At 38.1% G+C, this 21,037-nt stretch carries 19 protein-coding genes; 13 read left to right on the forward strand and 6 right to left on the reverse strand.

Features of this window, described 5'->3' with window-relative positions:
• The first annotated feature begins 322 nt into the window (after window positions 1-322).
• Entirely contained in the window at window positions 323-661 is a 339-nt protein-coding gene (locus tag BELBA_RS05700) for a P-II family nitrogen regulator (RefSeq protein ID WP_014771793.1), read from the forward strand.
• A 60-nt stretch (window positions 662-721) separates the two neighbouring features.
• Complete coding sequence (locus BELBA_RS05705; RefSeq protein WP_014771794.1) at window positions 722-1,954, forward strand: ammonium transporter; 1,233 nt, start codon at window positions 722-724, stop codon at window positions 1,952-1,954.
• An 81-nt stretch (window positions 1,955-2,035) separates the two neighbouring features.
• Here BELBA_RS05705 and nadC read toward each other — a convergent pair whose 3' ends face one another.
• The 3 genes from nadC to BELBA_RS05720 form a co-directional block, all read right to left on the reverse strand.
• Window positions 2,036-2,896, reverse strand: a complete 861-nt coding sequence (gene nadC / locus BELBA_RS05710) for a carboxylating nicotinate-nucleotide diphosphorylase (RefSeq protein WP_014771795.1) — start codon at window positions 2,894-2,896, stop codon at window positions 2,036-2,038.
• Window positions 2,897-2,935: 39 nt separating this feature from the next.
• Window positions 2,936-3,325: a DUF4783 domain-containing protein gene (locus tag BELBA_RS05715; protein ID WP_014771796.1), complete on the reverse strand. Its 390-nt coding sequence runs from the start codon at window positions 3,323-3,325 to the stop codon at window positions 2,936-2,938.
• 181 nt (window positions 3,326-3,506) lie between these two features.
• Window positions 3,507-4,688 (reverse strand): IS4 family transposase, encoded by a 1,182-nt coding sequence (locus tag BELBA_RS05720; protein WP_014771085.1) that lies wholly within the window; start codon window positions 4,686-4,688, stop codon window positions 3,507-3,509.
• Between the two features lie 355 nt (window positions 4,689-5,043).
• On the opposite strand from BELBA_RS05720, the gene gpmI reads away from it, so the two are divergent.
• Together gpmI and BELBA_RS05730 are read left to right on the forward strand one after the other, a co-directional pair.
• Entirely contained in the window at window positions 5,044-6,567 is a 1,524-nt protein-coding gene (gene gpmI / locus BELBA_RS05725; RefSeq protein WP_041779253.1) for a 2,3-bisphosphoglycerate-independent phosphoglycerate mutase, read from the forward strand.
• Complete coding sequence (locus BELBA_RS05730) at window positions 6,567-7,124, forward strand: hypothetical protein (RefSeq protein ID WP_014771798.1); 558 nt, start codon at window positions 6,567-6,569, stop codon at window positions 7,122-7,124. The genes gpmI and BELBA_RS05730 overlap by 1 nt, the downstream gene beginning before the upstream one ends.
• A gap of 395 nt (window positions 7,125-7,519) precedes the next feature.
• Here BELBA_RS05730 and BELBA_RS05735 read toward each other — a convergent pair whose 3' ends face one another.
• From BELBA_RS05735 to BELBA_RS05745, 3 genes are all read right to left on the reverse strand, one after another.
• Window positions 7,520-9,025 (reverse strand): sodium:proton antiporter, encoded by a 1,506-nt coding sequence (locus BELBA_RS05735; protein ID WP_014771799.1) that lies wholly within the window; start codon window positions 9,023-9,025, stop codon window positions 7,520-7,522.
• 193 nt (window positions 9,026-9,218) lie between these two features.
• The gene (locus BELBA_RS05740; RefSeq protein WP_014771800.1) at window positions 9,219-10,445 is read right to left on the reverse strand and encodes a Glu/Leu/Phe/Val dehydrogenase dimerization domain-containing protein; all 1,227 of its coding nucleotides are present in this window, start codon (window positions 10,443-10,445) and stop codon (window positions 9,219-9,221) included.
• 181 nt (window positions 10,446-10,626) lie between these two features.
• Complete coding sequence (locus BELBA_RS05745; RefSeq protein ID WP_014771801.1) at window positions 10,627-11,688, reverse strand: anhydro-N-acetylmuramic acid kinase; 1,062 nt, start codon at window positions 11,686-11,688, stop codon at window positions 10,627-10,629.
• A gap of 140 nt (window positions 11,689-11,828) precedes the next feature.
• Here BELBA_RS05745 and BELBA_RS05750 point away from each other — a divergent pair, with 140 nt between their 5' ends.
• From BELBA_RS05750 to BELBA_RS05790, 9 genes are all read left to right on the forward strand, one after another.
• Complete coding sequence (locus BELBA_RS05750) at window positions 11,829-12,554, forward strand: type III pantothenate kinase (protein ID WP_014771802.1); 726 nt, start codon at window positions 11,829-11,831, stop codon at window positions 12,552-12,554.
• Window positions 12,538-13,821, forward strand: coding sequence for a BamG family beta-barrel-assembly machinery protein (gene bamG, locus BELBA_RS05755; protein ID WP_014771803.1), 1,284 nt, complete (start codon window positions 12,538-12,540; stop codon window positions 13,819-13,821). The genes BELBA_RS05750 and bamG overlap by 17 nt, the downstream gene beginning before the upstream one ends.
• Window positions 13,822-13,832: 11 nt before the next feature.
• Window positions 13,833-15,137 (forward strand): tetratricopeptide repeat protein, encoded by a 1,305-nt coding sequence (locus tag BELBA_RS05760; RefSeq protein WP_014771804.1) that lies wholly within the window; start codon window positions 13,833-13,835, stop codon window positions 15,135-15,137.
• Between the two features lie 160 nt (window positions 15,138-15,297).
• Window positions 15,298-15,759, forward strand: coding sequence for an LPS export ABC transporter periplasmic protein LptC (gene lptC / locus BELBA_RS05765; protein ID WP_245531139.1), 462 nt, complete (start codon window positions 15,298-15,300; stop codon window positions 15,757-15,759).
• Between the two features lie 82 nt (window positions 15,760-15,841).
• Window positions 15,842-16,060, forward strand: coding sequence for a hypothetical protein (locus BELBA_RS05770; RefSeq protein WP_014771806.1), 219 nt, complete (start codon window positions 15,842-15,844; stop codon window positions 16,058-16,060).
• Window positions 16,060-17,346, forward strand: coding sequence for a hemolysin family protein (locus tag BELBA_RS05775; RefSeq protein ID WP_014771807.1), 1,287 nt, complete (start codon window positions 16,060-16,062; stop codon window positions 17,344-17,346). The genes BELBA_RS05770 and BELBA_RS05775 overlap by 1 nt, the downstream gene beginning before the upstream one ends.
• 74 nt (window positions 17,347-17,420) lie before the next feature.
• Window positions 17,421-19,532, forward strand: a complete 2,112-nt coding sequence (locus tag BELBA_RS05780; protein WP_014771808.1) for a peptidylprolyl isomerase — start codon at window positions 17,421-17,423, stop codon at window positions 19,530-19,532.
• A 161-nt stretch (window positions 19,533-19,693) separates the two neighbouring features.
• A complete protein-coding gene (locus BELBA_RS05785; RefSeq protein ID WP_014771809.1) occupies window positions 19,694-20,035 on the forward strand; it encodes a transposase in 342 nt (113 codons plus the stop codon).
• Window positions 20,032-20,967, forward strand: coding sequence for a DDE-type integrase/transposase/recombinase (locus tag BELBA_RS05790; RefSeq protein ID WP_014771810.1), 936 nt, complete (start codon window positions 20,032-20,034; stop codon window positions 20,965-20,967). The genes BELBA_RS05785 and BELBA_RS05790 overlap by 4 nt, the downstream gene beginning before the upstream one ends.
• Window positions 20,968-21,037: the final 70 nt, after the last annotated feature.

Below are 21,037 nucleotides of genomic sequence, written 5' to 3' on the forward strand. Positions count from 1 at the left end.
AATTCCACAATTTCAAATTTAGCCCTTTCATCTTTCATACAAAGGCAATTGGACAAAAAATATGGCAGTTTACCCCTTAATAGCTCCAAAAATCGAATTGTTTAAGTTCGATTTAAAAAGAGTACTAGTTTAAAAATTTACCATAAATGGGATTGATTAAGATAAAATTGTAAAAGAATAGATTGAAAATTAACCAAAAAGTAATTTTTAAACAGGAATTTATTGAATATAGGGTTAAAAATAATCATGATTTATTTTTTTTGTAATTTTTGTTTTACATTAGCGTCTATAATTCAAGAAAACCACTAATTCATTGATTAAAATGAAAAAAATCGAAGCAATCATTAGAACATCCAAATTCCAAGAAATCTATAAATGCGTGGCAGGAATGGGTGTTAAGTTTCTTTCTTTTTATGAAGTAAAAGGAATGGGCTTGGAACATGCCCGCCCGCAGACTTACCGAGGAGTGGCATTTGAACCATCCTATATTCCAAGAACGAAAATAGAGATCGTGACTACAGAGGATTTGGTCGAGCCTGTTATCAATTGCATTCTGACAGAAGGAAAAACTGGAGAAGTTGGAGATGGAAAGATCTTTATTTCTGATGTGCTAGACGCTTACAGAATCAGAAATAAAGATAGAGGAGAAGAAGCTCTATAAGAAGGAACCCTGATTGATGCCTACTGATACAACCTATTTCACACAAACCTATACAAACCTATGAATCAAGAAATGTTTACTATAAACAATCTATGGATGATGGTGGCGACCATTTTGGTTTTCATCATGCATCTCGGATTTGCGAGTTTAGAAGCTGGGCTTACCCGAGCAAAAAATACTGTTAATATACTTTTCAAAAACACCATCATTCCAGCTATTGGTTTATTGACTTATGCTTTTGTTGGATTTAATTTGATGTACCCTGGAGATGATTTTATTGGGAGCTTCTTTGGTCTGACAGGAGTTGGGATTTCTCTTCCTGAAGGCTGGAATACTTTTGCTTACAATGAAGGATATACATTTTTCACAGATTTTATCTTTCAAGCCATGTTTGCTGCTACTGCTGCGACAATTGTATCTGGCGCTGTGGCTGAGAGAGTGAAGCTTGGACCATTTATTTTCTTTTCTATCCTTTATGTTGGAATCATTTATCCGATAGTAGGGATGTGGAAATGGGGTGGAGGATTTCTAGATACATTGACTACACCTTTTTATGATTTTGCCGGCTCGACCATCGTACATTCAGTTGGTGGATGGGGAGCCCTTGTTGGTGCTTATCTTTTGGGCCCAAGAATTGGAAAATACACAGAAAGGGGAATGAGTGCCATACCTGGACATAATATACCCATGGCTACTATAGGAGTTTTCTTACTTTGGTTTGGCTGGTTTGGATTCAATGGAGGTTCTGTTTTGACAGCTGATCCTGGTACAGTTTCCTTGGTTTTTGTAACAACTGCCATTGCAGGGGCATCTGGGGCTTTTGGGGCATTGATGGCTTCATATTTGAAATTCAAAACCTATGACATCACGATGGTGCTCAATGGGATTTTGGCTGGCTTGGTCGGAATCACAGCAGGTGCAGACTTGATGAGTGTTGGTGAATCAGCCATCATTGGATTTATTGGTGGAACCTTGGTGGTTTTTGCTGTTGTATTCTTTGACAGAATTAAGATTGACGACCCTGTTGGTGCTATTTCAGTTCATTTAATTGGAGGAATTTGGGGAACGCTAGCTGTTGGATTCTTTGGAGATTTAGCTGGAATGAGCCAAATATGGTCTCAACTTATAGGAATTGGAGTAGTTGGAGCATTCTGTTTTATAGCGAGTTGGTTGATTTTCTTTACGATGAAAAGAACCATCGGAATCAGAGTAGATGAAAAAGAGGAGATAGAAGGACTTGATATTAATGAACACAGCATGCGTGCTTATCCAGACTTTGCAACAAAAGATTAACCACAGCCATATTTTATCAAAAAGGCCATTTTCTCAGTGAATGGCCTTTTTTTTGATTTAATTTTTTATAAAAAAGTTGATTTACATCGCTTTCAGACTAATATCCAAGCTTTTTACTTGATGGGTTAGTGCACCTACGGATATAAAATCCACACCGCATTCTGCAACATCTTTGAGCGTCTCTTCAGTAATTCCTCCCGAAGCCTCGAGAGGATATTGACCATTGACCATTTCTACTGCTTTGCGCATGGTCGGATAATCCATATTATCCAACATGATGTAATCTATTCCTCCTACTCGAAGAACTTCTTCGACTTCTTCGAGATTTCTGGTTTCTACCTCTATTTTCAAATTCAACTGATTGGCTTCTAAGTAGGATTTAGTAGAAAGAATGGCTTTTTCTATTCCTCCTGCAAAATCAACATGATTGTCTTTCAACATGACCATGTCATATAGTGCAAATCTGTGATTTATTCCACCACCCAAGACAACAGCCCATTTTTCCATCATTCTGAAGTTGGGAGTCGTCTTTCTGGTATCCATCAATTTTGCTTTGGTATGGGAGATTAACTTGTTGAGCTGATGTGTCTTAGTGGCAATGCCGCTCATACGTTGCATACAATTCAAAACCAATCGCTCAGTCGTCAGAATTGAAATTGCTTTACCTTTTACACGTAAGCCAATGTCGCCTTTTTGAACTTCATCTCCATCTTTCAGTATGCTCTCTACCTCCAGGCTTGGATCAAACTGCTTAAAAATCATTTCTGCAAGTTCCAATCCTGCAATTACGCCTTCTTCTTTGATCAATAATTGTGCTTCGCCTGGTTGATTTGCAGGGATAGAAGAAAGTGAAGAATAATCTCCAGGTCCTACGTCCTCTAAAAGTGCACTTTCTATAAATTTTTGAATGCTGGAATCAGTCAAATATGGTAAATCTCTCACGCGGCAAAAATAAACAATTAAAGGGAACTAGACTAAATTTTAATACTTGATGATTTCTAAACTGTAAATTCTATATTCATCTTGAAAAATTTTTCCTTTAATCAAAATTCTATAGGCCTCGCCCATAGAAGTGTAGGTACCAATATAATGTTTGATTTGTTCTCCAGAATAGCCTTCATGAAGAATTTCAAAATCTTCAGGAGGATACTTTTTAAAGAAATCTCTAATGACTAATTCTGCTTGTGCCTTAGAAAACTCTCCTTGACTACCATTGATATTGAGCTCAACACCGTATTCGAAATGTTTTGCTAAGTCCTTACTCGAGCCATTTTTGAAGGAAATAAAAATCACTTCTTTTTCATCATTTGCTTTTGAAATCGTACAAATAGAAAAGCTAAAAATGAGCAAGAAAGAAATTAATATGGGCACTATTTTATTCATGTGTGGAGAAAAACAAATTTTAAGCCAAAGAAATGTCTTCTTGTGATAATTACCAAACTATTGTTTCGATCTCTTAGAATCTGCAAAATCTATCATGATATTGCAATGCTGTCCTAAATAATTTACAAGACAGATGTTTAGCTGTGTTTCTACAATTTCTATTGTGATTTTATCTGTAATCCGGAAATAGAACCCCCTGTTGGCTTTTTTGAGGAGGTTTTTCATGGTCTTCAAAGGGTTTGTCCAGCCACTTTTGCAGCTCTATTTTAACGAATATGTTCAGTCTGATAAATGCAACCAGATTGGACAGATGCCATCCGAATTTAGCGGTTGCCTTCATCACTTTTAGGAGCAGAATGGTGATCAGCGCGGTCCATATCTGGATCATCACGGCATTTTTCGATGTTCCGATAAAGGTTTTGATATGGAGTAACTGCTTGATGTCCCTGAAGAAGATCTCAATCTCCCATCGGCACCGGTAAAGATCACCGATTGTCTTTGCTGACCATTTGAAGTTATTGGTAATCAGTTCTACGGTCTGTTGGTTTTTTTCGTCCCATACAGCCACTCTTCTGAGTTTTCCGGGGTACTTCACTTTGGACTGCTGGTGGACCAGTTCAATTTCTTCGTCTATGAGTACTTCCTGTGCAGTATTTTCAGGGAGTTGACGTTCATTGATTGTGCTGAACTTAAGGTTATCCTTGTGCCTTATGACGAAAAAGACCCCCTTGCTGTCCCAAATGTTGAGCATCGGAAAGTCATTGTAATAGCGGTCAGCCACTATAACGGATCCTTTCTCCAAAGGAATATCATAAGCGCCCTTATTGTCGGCCATACTTCCTTCTGTAATATTCACATAAACAGGGAGTTTCCCGTCATAGTCCAGAAGCGTATGCATCTTTACAGCACCCTTTTTGGTCCTGAAGGTTGCCCAGTCAAACATCGAAAGGCAAAGACTTACCACCGTGGAGTCGAGCAGATAGACGGGAGCCTTGATCCGTAATTTTACCCTGCTCAGGGACGCCTGCTGTCCTAAATGCTTCAGAAGTCCGTAATACAGCTCCTTGAACAGGTCAGAGTCCCTGCGCTTGTTCTGATAACTGATACTGGACTTGGATGGTGCCTTGGCAATCCCCAGATGGTTTAGGTTCCCCGTGGCCGAACGCAGGCCGTTTGAAATATCCCTTACAGAAGTACTCTTGGCAAAATGACAGAAAAGCATGGACACCAAATGCGTCCAGCTGTCAAAGCCTTTGCAGGCCTTGTCTGTTTGCTTCTCTTCAACCAGTTTCTTGAAAATTGAACGTTCGATTTTTTTAATAATCTGAGAAAACAATGTAATATTACTCATGGGAGGTCTATGTTTTTTGGTGCAATCCCAAAATAGCTATTTTGGGCAAAAAACCAGACCTCTCATATCTTATTTAGGACGGTATTGATGATATTGTTATGAAAATTAAATGAAGAGCTAAAATAAATTTGAAAAGCTTAATAAGAATTCTCATTTTTGAAGTTCCTTAAATAATGGATATTGGGGTTATTACCCACAGCCAAAGTAAGTGGTGTGATTTATACCAATTGATGCACTGATCACTAATCGAAGAATAACCAATAAAGATTATCCGCCTGAACACTGGTGCTAAAAATGCATACTGCTGTCATTTTGGATGATCATAAAACCTATTATAAATACCTATATTTACGCTATGAAGAAGAAAGTAATACTGATGATTTTGGATGGATGGGGAATAGCTCCAAATCCAAGTGTTTCAGCTATCGATAAAGCCAATACTCCTTTTGTAGATAGTCTTTTTGCAAAATATCCTCACTCTAAATTAGAAGCTTCTGGTCTAGCTGTTGGGCTTCCAGAAGGTCAAATGGGAAACTCAGAAGTAGGCCACATGAATATCGGTGCAGGTCGGGTAGTTTATCAAGATTTAGTAAAAATCAATAAAGCGGTATCAGAAGGCGATTTGAAAGAAAATCCAATTTTGAAAGACGCCTTTCAATACGCCAAAGATTCTCATAAAAAAGTACATTTCATTGGATTGGTTTCTGATGGTGGTGTTCACGCACATATCAATCATCTGAAAGGACTTTGTGATGCGGCAAAAGCAAATGGATTGGAAAAAGCTTATATTCATGCTTTTACAGACGGTAGGGATACTGATCCAAAAGGAGGTCTGCTTTATCTTCAGGAGCTTCAAAAGCATCTAGAAGATTCTACAGGTGAAATTGCTTCAGTAGTCGGAAGATATTATGCTATGGATCGGGATAATAGATGGGAACGCGTCAAACTTGCATATGATGCGATGGTTTTGGGCGAAGGAGAAATGTCAAAAGACGTATTAAATTCTTTAAAGAAATCCTACGAAAATGGAGTTACTGATGAATTTATTCGTCCTATAGTCAAAGCAAATAAAGAAGGTAAGCCCTTGGCGCGAATCGAAGAGGGGGATGTTGTCATTTGCTTCAACTTCAGAACTGACAGAGGAAGAGAAATCACCCAAGTACTTACGCAAAAGGACTTTGGCGATTACAATATGAAGAAATTAGCTCTGAACTACATCACTTTCACGAGTTATGATGAGACATTCAAAGATGTAAAAGTTCTTTTTGAAAAAGATAATTTGCAAAATACGCTAGGCGAAGTATTAGCTGCGAATGGGAAGAAGCAAATCAGAATAGCTGAGACAGAGAAATACCCACACGTTACTTTTTTCTTTTCTGGTGGAAGAGAGAAAGTTTTTGAAGGGGAAAGCAGAATTCTTTGTCCTTCCCCAAAAGTGGCAACTTATGATTTGAAGCCTGAAATGAGTGCTTTTGAAATCGTAAACAAAATCAAACCTGAATTGAAGAAAAAGGAAGTAGATTTTGTCTGCCTTAACTTTGCTAATCCGGATATGGTCGGACATACAGGCGTATTTGAAGCGGCAGTAAAAGCTTGCGAGGCAGTGGATAAATGTGCCGAAGAGGTAATTACGCATGCGCTACAAAATGGATATACGACGATCGTCATAGCAGATCATGGAAATTCCGATGTGATGATCAATGAAGATGGCTCTCCAAATACTGCACATACTACGAATTTGGTTCCTTGTATTATGGTGGATGATCAGGATAGATTGGAAGTAAAAGACGGAAAACTAGGAGATTTAGCACCAACAATTCTGACTTTATTGGATGTAGCAATCCCTGCAGAAATGACTGGGCATATTTTGTTGAAATAATGATAAGAAAAACCATTTGGATAGTATTTGTGGCAACCTTAATGGCTTGTCAAACTGAAACATTAGATAAGGAGGATTTCGATCCTCCTTATTTTCAATTAGAGCAATTTATTGAGGAGCAAGCTTTAATATTGGAAGGAAAATCTCTTCAGAAAGAAATACAGATCAAAGATACGGTCGAAAAACTTGAGGTTACGCCCAATCAGGAAGAGTGGCTCAGGGAATTGGATTTTTTTATTCAGGCAGATATCAATAGACCTGCACTCGCTCAAGCATATAAAATCAGCAAAGATGATTCAGGAACAACTTATGACCTTAAAAAAGGTGAGAAAAGTAAGCTGAAATCTCTTAAAATTCTATTCGGTGAAAATCAAGAAGTCCAAAGAATTGAATTTGTAATTGGTTCTGAGAATACATTTTACGAATCCGAAACCAGGGGTTGGTTGTCTATAGATGAAGCGACAGGAATCATTGACGCATTCGAGATTGATGGGAAGCAAAAAGTGGTTTTTTTAGATCCAATCTTGATGCATGTAAAAGCTAAAGTGATGGAGTGAAATATTAAATATTTAGAATGATTATCAGCTATGACACCAGAATTTGAGTATTTCACGTTTTATCAGGCGAAGAATCGTCAACAGTCCACCGTCAACAGTTGATTGAGATTAATTTCAACAATATTAAAATGGCTAAAGGTAAGAAAGTGGATTTTCACAAAATATATCTATAGTGCAAGTTTGAAGGTAAGAAGATTTTTCAATTTTAATTAATTGCTTATTGAGATAGGTATTAAGAGTTTTAAAAGAATATTAAATATTATTAATTCATAAAGGCCACAAGTTTAATACCTGTGACCTTTGTGCAAATCATTGAGTCCTTAATGGTTCTTTATTTAACAAAAAAGAATTTTGGAACTTGAACTGCTCTTGTTTATGGAACAAAATTTTAGATTCTAAACAAAAGCAAAGAAGATCAACCAAATAATAACCAAGACAGGAAGCAAAATTGGAATGGAGAATCTGATAATGTACCCGAAGAAGGAAGGCATTTTAATTCCACTTTGTTCGGCGATCGATTTCACCATAAAGTTCGGACCATTTCCGATATAGGTCATGGCACCAAAGAAAACAGCAGCAAGAGAGATTGCCATCAGCTCAAAAGCTGAATCTTCATAGTTATTCATCGCAAAATCTTTCACCATCGCTACATTGCTGATTTCTGCTCCTTGTGAAGCCATAGCAGCAGCAAGGAAATTGAGATAAGTTGGTGCGTTATCTAGCACACCTGAAAGGATACCTGTTCCCCAATAAAGCGTATTATGAGTAATCAAAGCAGCACCTTCCGGTGATTTGGCAAAGTTTCCAACCAACTCCAATGCAGGCATCATTGTACCAAAAATTCCGATAAATATAAAGGCAACTTCTCTGATTGGCTCGAAATTGAATTCATTCCCTTTGATTGCTTTTTGATCAGCAAACTTGAAAGAGAAATAGGCTACTGAAAGCATGATGATTTCTCTTAAGAAAGAGAATTTTTGTCCATCATAATGGATCGCAGGAACCCATTCGATCACGTTTGGATCTAAAAACACGGAAGCAATAACTACTGCCAGCCAAAGGAAATTTCTTGACCCAATTAATGCAAATTTGTTCGTGTAAGTAATTTCTTCCAGCTCGTCATCGTTAGCTTTTCCAAATTTTCTATCAATAAAATAGAAAACTGTAGCTAAGAATGTCAAAGCTACCAGCCATGCGGGCCAATTGTGTTCCAATGTCCAGAAGAAAGGAATGCCTTTCAAGAAACCAAGAAATAGCGGCGGATCCCCAATTGGAGTTAATGAACCACCAACATTACTCACCATAAAGATGAAGAAAATGATGTGATAAGCTTGAATATTACCTTTGTTTAACCTAATAAATGGTCTTATCAGCAACATAGAAGCTCCTGTCGTTCCGATTAGATTAGAAACTAATGCACCTACCAAAAGTAAGGTCACGTTCGCCATTGGTGTGGACTTCTTGTCTATCTCTATCAGAATTCCTCCAGAAGCAATGTAAAGTGAGGCTAGCAATGCAATAAACTGCACATATTCAGCTAAAGCATGAACAGGCCCATATACATTGTCTAAAACAAACAAGTAGTAAAAAACAACTAATATGGCTAAGCCAACGGCTACCTTGGGATAATTATGATGCCAAAAATGCTCATAAAAGAGCGGCCCAGTTGCAATCATGAGCAGCAAAAGTACAAATGGGATCACCAGCCAAACAGGAGCTTCATGATGATGCTCATCATGGGCTTGGTCGTCGATGTGAGCCTCCACACTTGTTGTTGATTCCTCGTTAGAGGTACTGTCTTGTATTTCGATTTGAGTTTCTGCTTGCGCTTTAACTTCTGGAATGTGGAAAACAAAGAAAATTCCAGATAGCAGCAAAATAGCAGCAATAAAATTCTTCATTCAAATGTTTTTAAGGGGTATATCTAAAGATTAGCCTAATTTCTAGCATATACTTTTAGAGATTAGTTTACGGCTCCAAAAGATTTTGTTCTGCTAAACTACTTATTTTGAATGAAAACCACAAGTGAATATATGACAGTCAGCATCAAATAATTTTAAATTATTCGATACTGACTGATGATTGGTTAATTTGTTATACGAGTTGCTTAAGGGCTATTTCAAAAGATGATTGTGCGATCTTAGTTTTTTGTGGATTGACTTCATGTGTCTTTTTCAAAGCCTTCGCAATGGTCTTGCTCACATCTTTGAAGATCCCATCATCTGTCAATTCTACCTTATCTGACATCAAATAAGCAAACACTCTTGCCATGCCACAATTGGCAATAAAATCAGGAATTACAGAGACTTGTTCATCTGCCCACATTCCTGTAGGACCGAAGAAAATCTCAGGATCTGAAAATGGCACATTCGCCCCACAAGAGATTACTTCAAGGCCGGCTTTCACCATTCTTTCAGCTTGGTTTTTATTGATCAATCGGGATGCGGCGGCAGGAATAAATATCTCAGATTTCAAATCCCAAATCTTCCCATTGATCTCATCAAAAGGAATCATATTATCAGCTACTAGCTTATTGCCTTCTCTGAGGATAAAAAGTTCTCTGATTTCGTCAAGACTGAAACCATCTTCTTTGATTAGACCACCGTCTCTATCAATGATACCAACGATTTTCACGCCTTCCACTGCAAGGAAACAAGCTGCAGCAGCACCTACATTTCCCCAACCTTGAATGACAGCTCTTTTTCCCTTGAGTTGACCACCCCAGATTTTGTAATAATGTCTCACCGCTTCAGCCACGCCAAAACCAGTGATCATATCGGCTACGGTATATTTTTTGGATCCATTCGGCGTATAATCTGGATCCTCCAATACTTTGGAAACTCCTTGACGCAATTGACCTATTTTTCTGATTTTCTGAGGTTCTGTAGCGTTGAAATGACCATTTACCACACCTTCTTGTGGATGCCATAGTCCATAAGATTCCGTGATAGGAATCACTTCATGGATTTCATCAACATTCAGGTCTCCGCCTGTTCCATAGTAGTTTTTCAATAAAGGCATGACCGCTGCATACCATCTTTTTAGGACTTCTGATTTTCTAGGATCATTTGGATCAAAATTGATTCCTGATTTTGCACCGCCGATCGCAGGTCCCGAAACTGTGAATTTCACTTCCATCGTTTTGGCAAGAGACTCTACCTCTCTTTTGTCCAAACCTTTCCTCATTCTTGTACCACCACCCGCCGCACCTCCTCGTAAAGAGTTAATCACAACCCAACCTTCTGCTTCTGTCTCACTATCGCTCCATTCAAACACGATCTCCGGTTGCTTATTCTCAAATTTCTTGAGTAAATCTTTCATTTGTATAAAATTTGGGTTTAAATCTTAGGCAAAAATAGAAATATTTGGGAGATAGCTATGCCCTTATACAAAGTGTGTGGAATTTTTGAAAGGCTGGATTGCATTCAATACATCATTAGCACGCTGAATCTGTCCCGAAAATCGGAATGGCGCTGATATTGGGGATTTCCACTGATTTTATTTAGTTCCCATAAATCACTCCCCCACAACTATCTCGACTAGCACCCGTCACAGAAGCCAAGCAGTTATTTTCATTTCTTAAGCGAAGCACTCCCAAAAAGGCAAAAATAAGCGCTTCTTTAAAGTCGATAAGGATTGGATCAGCTTTAGGAATATCCAGATTTTCGCCCAAAGCTTTGCTCAATTCCTTCATAAAATAACTGTTATAGGCCCCTCCACCAGTTACGAGCATTTTCCCTGTTGCATTCGGGATGACTTTTTTGATCTGATAAACATAGTGGATGATCAAGGTATGTAATTTATCCTCTATCGGTACATTAGGGTACTTTTCTAAAATATCATAAAACACCGCAAGATCTTCTCTTCCAAGTGATTTTGCTCCTCGTTTATGGTAAAATGGAATTTCATTGAGCTCTCTTAAAATTTCCGGGAACAAAACCCCGCTGCTTGCAAGAACTCCACCTTTGTCATAAGGCATCCCTTTTTGCTGAGCATAATGATTTAGAAGTAAGTTAAAAGGACAGACATCAAAGGCAGTCCTTTGACCTGCAGCATCCAAACTGATATTGGCAATGCCACCCAAATTGATACAGTAATCATACACATCGAAAAGCAGCATATCTCCGATAGGAACCAAAGGTGCACCTTGACCTCCTAGCTGCACATCAAGCATGCGGAAGTCATTGATAACGGGCAAGCCTGAAGCCGCATGCAGCGCCCAGCCATTCCCGATTTGAAGACTAAGACCTTTTTCAGGTTGATGGAAGACAGTATGGCCATGTGAGGCAATGGCCTCTACTTGGATCTGATGCTTTGCGACAAACTTTTTGCTTTCCTCACCCATCCATTTTCCAAAGGCAACATCCAAAAGATGAAGCTCCAGGCCTGAAAGCTGATGTGAATTTTTGAGTTGATTTTCCAAAGCACTCGGAAAAGCAACTGTTTCAGCCTCCACAATTTTAAAAGTCCATTGCGCAGATTTTGTGAACTGACAATAGGCGATATCAAGACCATCTCCGGAAGTTCCGGACATCAAGCCGATCATATGATATGGTTGAGACATGGCAAGCGGTTAATTTTTGTTAAATATTCAGCCTTAAAGTTAAAAATAATCTTTTCAAAACAGCCCGAGGATGAAAATGACTAATTTAGCCGAATGTTCAATTTAAAAATTTCATTACTGAGAAGTAAAAGTAAGCTTATTTGAAAAATCTGATCATCGATATTGGCAATACAAGAATCAAAACAGCCCTTTTTGAAGATGAGCAAATTGTTCTTGAAAAGGCTTTTGAATCTTTGGAAGAGTTTATTCTGGAAATTGAAACTTTAGACTTTGAACATTGCATCATCAGCTCGGTGAAATTTAGCGAAGCAGACTTGAAAATGAAGTTGGACTTTGAATTTCTCTACTTGACAAGACAGTCGGCGATTCCAATCACAAATAAATATGGGACGCCCGATACTTTGGGAGTAGATAGAAAAGCTGCTGCGGTAGGTGCTAGATCCATATTTGGTGAAGGTAATTTGCTTTCTATTGATTTAGGAAGTTGCATCACCTATGATTTTCTGAACGAGAAAAATGAATTTCTTGGAGGAGCTATCTCTCCGGGTTTGAAGATGAGGTTTCTAGCCATGCATCAAATGACAGCGAGATTGCCCTTGACAGAATTAAAACAAAATGAAAAAATAAATATAATTGGAGACCGAACTGAATCAGGACTTCAGAGTGGCGTATATCATGGTATACTCTTCGAAATCGAAGGGTTTATAGCAGCTTATCAACAGCAACATCAAGATTTAAAGGTCATTATTTGTGGAGGAGACTCAAAATTCTTTGAAACCTTAACAAAAGACCACATATTTGTAATCCCCAATTTGGTCCTTTACGGATTGAATAGAATATTAACTTACAATGTCAATAAAAAATAGATTACGATTTATCGGTGCCATAGGTGCCTTTTTCATATTTTCAGAATCTTTTTCTCAATCAAGTGCTTCTTCTTACAGTGCGCTTGGTCTTGGAGAATTCAGCTATGGTGGCCTTACTCAAAACCAAGCCATGGGTGGATTAGGAATTAGCTACGGCACTGCTTGGTCTATCAATAATGTCAATCCCGCACTTGCTTCTAGAAACACAGTTTTTAATTTTCAAGCAGCTATGAACTACCGTTCTGTTCAGGCTGCTACAAGTTCAGAAAGTGAAGGTCTAGATGGTGGAGGCTTATCTTATTTGGCTTTGTCACTTCCGATCAACTCAGGGAAAATGAGTGTTGGAATGGGTTTAAACCAAATTAGTGGCGTGAATTATAACATTTTGGTGAATGGGCAAGTTGCTAATTCAGATCTAAGATCCATCAACAGGGTAGAAGGTGAAGGGGGTATTTCAGAAGCCTATTTGTCAACAGGTTACATGATTGCCAAAAACTTAAGCATTGGTATTCATGGTTCTTACCTATTTGGTTCTACAATCAGAACCAATCAATTGTCATTAGTGGACTCTGCTGGAACTCCCATAGGAGCAACTTCCGAATACTATGAAAGATTTACCGTAGCTGATGTTACGGTCAAGGGTGGAATTCATTATTTCTTCAAAACTGGAGAAAGAAGTAACCTTCACCTTGGAATGATGTATCATGCCTTTGGAGATATCAGTGGGAAACAATTTGCAAAAGTGGCTGACTTGGGCAATGCAAACAACCCAGATGAACCCGGAGATGTGATCAATGATAATGATAGAGGGAAAATATTTCTTCCTAATAAATTAGGTTATGGTATTTCTTTCGAAAAAATTAATAAATTTGTAGTTGGTCTTGAAGCTCAATTTCAAGATTTTACCGAATATAGGTCCTTTACAGGTGAATCTGGAGAACTTGGTGAAAGCTTTAAAATTGGATTAGGAGGTCAATGGACACCTGACGTCACGTCGATGGATAACATGCTGAAACGCACCATGTACCGAGTTGGACTCGAATATCAACAAACTCCATACATAGTCAACCAATCCCAGATTACGGATGTTGGCATCAATTTTGGAGGTTCGATTCCTCTAAACTCCCTGTCTATGGTAAATCTAGCCATCAAAGTCGGAACGAGAGGTTCGACAAATAATGGACTGATTAGAGAAAATTATGTAAACTTTAGTTTAGGATTTTCTCTCAACGATAACTCTTGGTTTTATAAACGATCATTTGAATAAACAAAACACCTATGAAACTTAAATTTGTATTAGCCGGGATAGTGACCTTCATGGGGTTAGGATTTGCCCAAGCTCAAGATGGATGGAATTGGCCTTCTGATGAAGAGAAGGAAAAAACTGCTAGAGAATATAACGCTGCCTATGTGGATTATATGAACTCAGAGCAATTTGTAGAAGCGACTAAGCCACTAAACTGGCTTTTAGTAAATGCTCCTGATTTAAATGAATCTATATACATCAATGGTGTAAAAGTTTATCATGGCGCTGCACGTACTGTTTCTGATGAAGCTCAACAAAGAGTTTATCAGGACTCTGTAATTACAGTATTTGACCTTAGAAAAGAGAAATTTGATAACGAAGCAAGATGGATTGAAAACAAAGCATACTACGGCTATCAATATTTCAAAAATGATAAAACTAAGATTCCTGATGTGTTAAGCACATTTGACAGAGTAGTAGAAGTGAATGGTGAATTTCAGACAGTTGATTTACTTGCTTGTTATTATGACCTTGTTTATAGAAACTATGCCTATAATCAAGCTTATGCAAAAGAGGAGATTTTATCTGTTTGCGATAAAATAACTGTTCTTGCAGAAACTGCTGAAGCTAATGGCGCTGACGTTTCGGTACCTATTTCAACTAGAGATCAGTTAATTGTAGCAATGGAATTGATAGATTGTGATTTCATTGAAAATACGCTTGGAGCAAAATTGAAAGCGGATCTTACAAATGAATCTCTAGCAGATCAAATTTTCAAGTATTCAGTTCAGTATAACTGTACTAATACAGAAGCGTTCATGACTGCACTTGAACTAATAGATTCTAAGAATCCTACGTTTGCAACCTCGCAAGTTAGAGCTTTGAGATATTTACAAAATAGAGAATATGACAAAGCACAACCTATCTTGGAGAAAGCTTTGACACTTGCTGAGACAGACAGCCAAAAAGCTGATGTATATTTGGACTTATCAAAAGTTCATGCACAAGCAGGTAGAAAAAGCGCTGCTAGATCTGCGGCTTTAGAGGCAGCTAAACTTGATGAAGAAAAAGCAAAAGACGCTTGGTTGACCATAGCACAATTGTACATGGAATCCTTCAATGATTGTAAAGGAGGTGTGAGTAGAGCTAAAGATAGATCAATATATATCGCAGCTTACAATGCTTATCAAAGAGCAGGAAGTTCATCTGGCATGGCGTCCGCAAAAGCCCAATTCCCTTCTAAAGAAGAATTGTTTACAGAAGGTTTACAACCAGGTTCTACCATCAACACAGGTTGTTGGATTGGTGAGACTGTAACATTGGCTACGAGAGACTAAAAAATAAATTAATTAGATTTTAAAAGGCGGTTTTTTAACCGCCTTTTTTCTGTTTCTAAGCGTTTCTTATATTTGTGTTATGTCAAGATTTTCGCCTTTTATACTCTTATTGTTATGCATAAATCTTCTTTCTTGCAAAGAGGAAGTGGATACTAGTTTTATGGAGAGCTATCTTGGTCCTACAGGAATTGCTTATGATGTTGATCTATTTCATTCAGATAGCACGAGAATCAAAATTAACCTAAAAGCAAAGAAGCAGTTAGAGTTTTCAAGTGGAGATTACGAGTTTCCTGAAGGAATAGAAATCTTCTTTTACAATGATAATGAGGAGCTGACAACCACTATTCGTGCAGATAGAGGTTATTACATAAGAAAGGATGGTGTGTACAGAGGGGAAGGAGATGTGCAAGTTGAGAATCTAGAAAAACAGCAGAAATTAGCTTCTGAAGAGTTGTTTTGGAATCCAGTCACAAAAAAGATATATACAGAAAAATTTGTTACCATCCAGGATCCACAGCGCTTGATCAAAGGTACAGGAATGGAGGCCGATGAGTCTTTCAGCGAATACGAAATCAAGAAAGTCATAGATAGTAGGACGGTCATTCCTGGAGAAGAAAATTAAATAAAACGATCTTAGCATAAACACACACCGCAAAGAGCTTATGAATGAAATTTCAGATCTGCTCTCAAAATATTGATCAAAAATGAAATTACTTGATATCATACTTTTATCATTATCTGCCGCATTGGTGATTATTGGGACGCATTTGACGATTACGACAGGAATTTCATTGTCTTATCCAGTCTTCATGCTTGCAGTAGTTTTTTTGTTTTGGTACAGATATCGGAAAAACGCTGCTATCTTTGAAGAAAAAGAAAAGGAACAGCAATCAAAAGCTAAAAAATCCAGTAAAAGAAAGTAATGGAATATCAGTATTTTACCTACGTATTGATTACGCTAATTTTTTCAGCCCTATTTTCAGGTGTTGAGATTGCTTTTATTTCTGCAAATAAGCTTCAAATAGAACTTCAGAGCAAACAGGGTCAATTGTCAGGAAAAATCCTTTCTAACTTTGTGAAAAGTCCGGGGCAATTTATCGGAACTACACTCATTGGAAATACCATTGCCTTGGTGCTTTATGGGATTTTTATGGCGAGTCTTTTAGAGCCTTGGATTCAAGGTTGGGTACCAGAAAACCTAGACAATCAAGTCAGCATCATGCTTATTCAAACAGTGCTTTCTACTATTTTGGTTTTGATCACTGCTGAGTTTATTCCTAAGAGTATTTTTATGCTTAACCCAAATAGTTTGTTGTCTGGACTTTCGGTTCCATTTATGATTATATATGTCATCATGTATCCAGTGGTATGGTTTGTAGTTGGGCTTTCTAGATTTTTTATCACCCATGTTTTGAGGTTAGAATATTCCGAAGACAAGCCTGTTTTTAAGGTGACAGATTTGAATAGCTTCATTCAAAACAACCTTCATGCAGCTGGAGAAGATGCTAAAGTGGAGGTTGATTCAAAGATTTTTGACAATGCAGTAGAATTCAAAACGATTAGGGTGAGAGAATGTATGGTTCCCCGTACTGATATTGCTGCTGTAGAAATCGAAGAAAGCATTACAGACCTGAAGGAAGTATTTGCAGAGAGCGGTCATTCTAAGATCATCGTTTATCGTGAGACGATTGATGACGTCATTGGATATTGTCATCAATTGGAGCTATTCAAAAAACCAAAGACAATAGAAGACATCCTCACTCCTATCATCATTGTTCCAGAATCGGCATTAGCCAATGAGCTTTTGGTTCAGTTTATTCAAGAGCGAAAAAGTTTGGCTTTGGTAGTGGATGAATTTGGAGGAACCAGTGGAATTGTGTCCATGGAAGACATCATAGAAGAGATATTTGGAGAGATCCAAGACGAATATGACAATGATGATCTAGTAGAGCAGAAGGTTTCAGAGCATGAGTACCTGATGAGTGCCCGACATGAGATAGATTATTTAAATGATAAATATAATTGGGAATTACCTTATGGAGAGTTCGAAACGCTCTCTGGATTAGTGATTTCATTGGCTGAAAATATCCCCAATAAAGGTGAATCCGTCACCTATGGGGCATTTACCTTTACCGTAGTGGCCAAGCAGGACCACCGCATAGATACTTTGAAAATCAAAGTCAATTCCGCATTAATTTCCAAGAAGTAATTTATTGACAGCGATAATATTTTGAATTTAGCTTTAGATGTAATTATTTTGCGGCACTTCAAAAAACCAGAAGAATGGCATTAATTAAAAAAATCAGACAGAGAACAGGTCTTGCAATCGGTGTAATTGCAGTAGGTTTGATATTTTTCCTCGTTGGAGGAGATATATTGAGCCCAAATTCAACCCTTTTGGGTGGCAATTCCAATGAAGTAGGTGAGATTGCAGGTGAAAGTATTCCTTATGAAGAATACATTCGTAAAATCGAAGAGGTGAAGATCTCTTTCCAGCAGAATACAGGAAGAACTCCATCAGAGCCTGAGATGTATAGCATACGTGAACAAGCGTGGCAAGCATTGATCGTAGAGAAGGTCTTCAAAAATCAATATGAAGAATTGGGTCTTACTATCTCTGATGCAGAGTTGGTGGATATGGTTCAAGGCGAAAATATCGTTGCTGAGCTAAGACAGCAATTGGTAAATCCTGCTACAGGAGAATTTGACAGAACCCAATTGATCACTTTTCTACAAAGTTTGGAAGATGCAGGACCTGAGCAAAGAGCTTTTTGGGCACAACAAGAAAAACTATTTGCAGATGCAAGGTTGAGAATCAAATATGATAATTTGTTAGCAACTTCTGATTATGCGACAACCGCTGAAGCCAAACTTCAACACAAATCTTCAAACAGTATTGCAGACGTGGATCATGTATTCATTCCTTTCTATGCCGTACCAGATTCTGAAGTTGAGGTTACTGATGCAGATCTAAAAGCATATATCAGTAAGCACAAAGACAAGTTTAAAGTTTCTAATTCAGCTGACTTAGATTATGTAGTTTTTGAATTATTACCTAGTGCGGAAGATTCCGCAGAAGTAATTTCTGAAATTACTACTTTAACTGAGGAATTGAGAGCTACGGAGACAGACTCTGCTTTTGCTATCAGAAATTCTGAAGGAGAAAATCCTTTCAGAACTTACCTTCCAGGGGATAACCTACCTGAATCATTGACATTGAATGTAGATGAGATTGTAGCAGGTGAGACTTATGGTCCATTCATTACTTCTAGATCTACTTATGTTTCTTATAAGATCAATGCTAAATATGACGGCATAGCAAGAATGCGTGCAAGCCATATTCTTTTTGGAACAAATGGGCTTGAAGATGAAGCTAAATCAGAAGTAAGAGCAAATGCTGAAGAAGTCTTGAAAGACATCCAAGAAGGATTGAACTTTGCTACTGCAGCATCTCAATATGGACAGGATGGTACAGCACAAAGAGGTGGTGATCTAGGATGGTTTGCAAAAGAAGATTTCGTAACTGAATTCGCAGATGCAGTTTTTGCTACTAGATCAACTGGCTTAATTAACACCTTGGTAGAAACGGAATATGGTTTCCATATCATCAATGTGACGGAAATGCCAAAAACCGAGACTTTTAAAATAGCGACAGTTGAACTAGAACTTGGTCCAAGTGACGTTACTAGAAATGATGCATTCAGAAATGCAGATGCTTTTGCAGCTAGTTCTGGCAATTCAAGTGAGTTCAAATCAAATGCTGAGGCTTCAAATTATAGAATCATTCAGGCTAACGGAATTGATGCTTTCGCTAGAAATTTGAATAATCAAGCCAATGCAAGAGAAGTCATCAGATGGGCATTCAATGATGCTTCTGTAGGTAGTGTTTCTCAAGTTTTTGAACTGGACAATAGCTATGTGGTTGCCAATTTGAAAGGTAAATATGAAGAAGGGACTGCTTCTTTAGATCAAGCAAGAGTGCAAGCAACGATCCAAGTAAGAAATGAAAAGAAAGCAGCCAAAATCTCCGAGCAAATCAAAGATATGAAGACGCTTGAAGAAATTAAGGCAGCATTTGATGAGGCGGCTTCTTTGGATAATACTCCTGACTTAAACCTGAGTTCAAGTGTACTTCCTGGAGTTGGTTTTGCACCTAAAGCAATCGGAGCGATCTTTGGGCTGAAGAATTCAGGTGAGATGACCAAACCAATTCATGAAGATGTTGGAGTTATCGTTGCTAAATTGAATTCAATCACGCCGGCAGGAGAAGTAGCAGATTATTCCAGCTACCAAAATCAAATCACTCAAAACAATTCCCAAAGAACTGCCTATATGATTATGATGGCATTAGAGGATTTGGCTAAGGTGAAAGATTACAGATACAAATTCTTCTAAAAGAAGCGAAAATATGTTTAAAAAAACCCGTGACGACCTCACGGGTTTTTTTGTTTGCTTATATGAGCTAAATGCAACTTCCTTACAACTAATATATCTGCTGTCTCATGATATAGGTTGACGCCGAAACTGTGGATAAATTTATTAAATTAAGTCCACATATGACAACAGAAGAAAGACATCGCAGACGATTTAGCGAGGAGTTCCGTAAGGAACAGGTTCAATTAATAGAAACTGGGAAGACTACTATTCTTGAAGTTTCTAAACGGTATGAGGTAAAGACTCAAAATATTAGAGTCTGGATGGAACGTTATGGGAAAAAGAGTATTCCTGGTAGGATCTTGATTACAACCGGTAAGGACTATGATCGGATCATGTCTCTAGAAAAAGAGAATAAAAAGCTCATAGAGCTTATTGGTAGGCAACAGGTTGAGCTTATCCACAAAGACGAAGTTATCCGTCTGGCAAAGGATCGGCTTGGAGAAGATTTCGAAAAAAAATGACTGTCCCGTTGCTACTGTCCATCAAGTTTAAACAAGATGAGCACGGGATTTCCATGGAGCGGTTTTATGCTTATGTTGGCATCAGCCGTCAGGGTTTTTCAAAGGCATGTAAGGTCTTTGAGAGGGAAAAATTTATGATGGAAACGGTATCAACCTTAGTAACGAACTATAGACAGAAAAAAGACAGGCGTGCAGGCTCAAGGTCTTTATATTACAATCTGGATATTAAGGGTCAGTTTGGGATAGGAGTCAATAAGTTTGAACAGCTAATGTCTGAGCATGGTTTGACACTAGCCCCGATGAGTGTCAGGGTGATTACGACACGGTCTTCGATGCAGAGCTGGAATTACTCCAATCTTATCAATGGACTTTTAATCAACAATATTAATCAGGTAGTTGTAGGCGATTTAACCTATCTTACGCTGTTTGGCAAACGTTTTTATCTGTTTTGCCTCACAGATCTGTATAGTTCACGGATAGTTGGGATTGGTTTTGGTTCTATGATGCGAGCGAAAGAAGCAAAGCAGGCTAGAGATGAATGGGTAAAGCTGAGGAGGAAGAAAAATCTGAGAGGTTGCATCCATCACACTGACGGAGGGTCTCAATATTTTTCGAGACTTTACCTGAAAAGTCTTACAGACATGGATGTCGAGGTAAGCTGCGCAGAAAACTGTTTAATGAATGGTTATGCAGAACAGAGAAACGGTTTGATCAAACATCACCTTATTCCAACGGTACGGGATTCCCATGGAGACGAACTGCAAAAAGAGATAAGAAGGATAATCAGATTCTATAATTATGAGCGAAAACAGGAAGGTCTAGGATGGTTGAGTCCTGTAGAGTACGAGAGAAAAATAGCAGATATGGCAAATACCACCACGCTAGAACTCCACAAATACACCGATGGAAAAAAAGGGTTTTCGGAGGAATAAGACGACCAAAAAGAGGCTAAAAAAGAAGAGCAGTCCGAATTGATTCGGACTGCCCAAGAGCAAAGCTCTT

The organism is Belliella baltica DSM 15883 (assembly GCF_000265405.1).
In the GTDB taxonomy this organism is placed as follows: Bacteria; Bacteroidota; Bacteroidia; order Cytophagales; family Cyclobacteriaceae; genus Belliella; species Belliella baltica.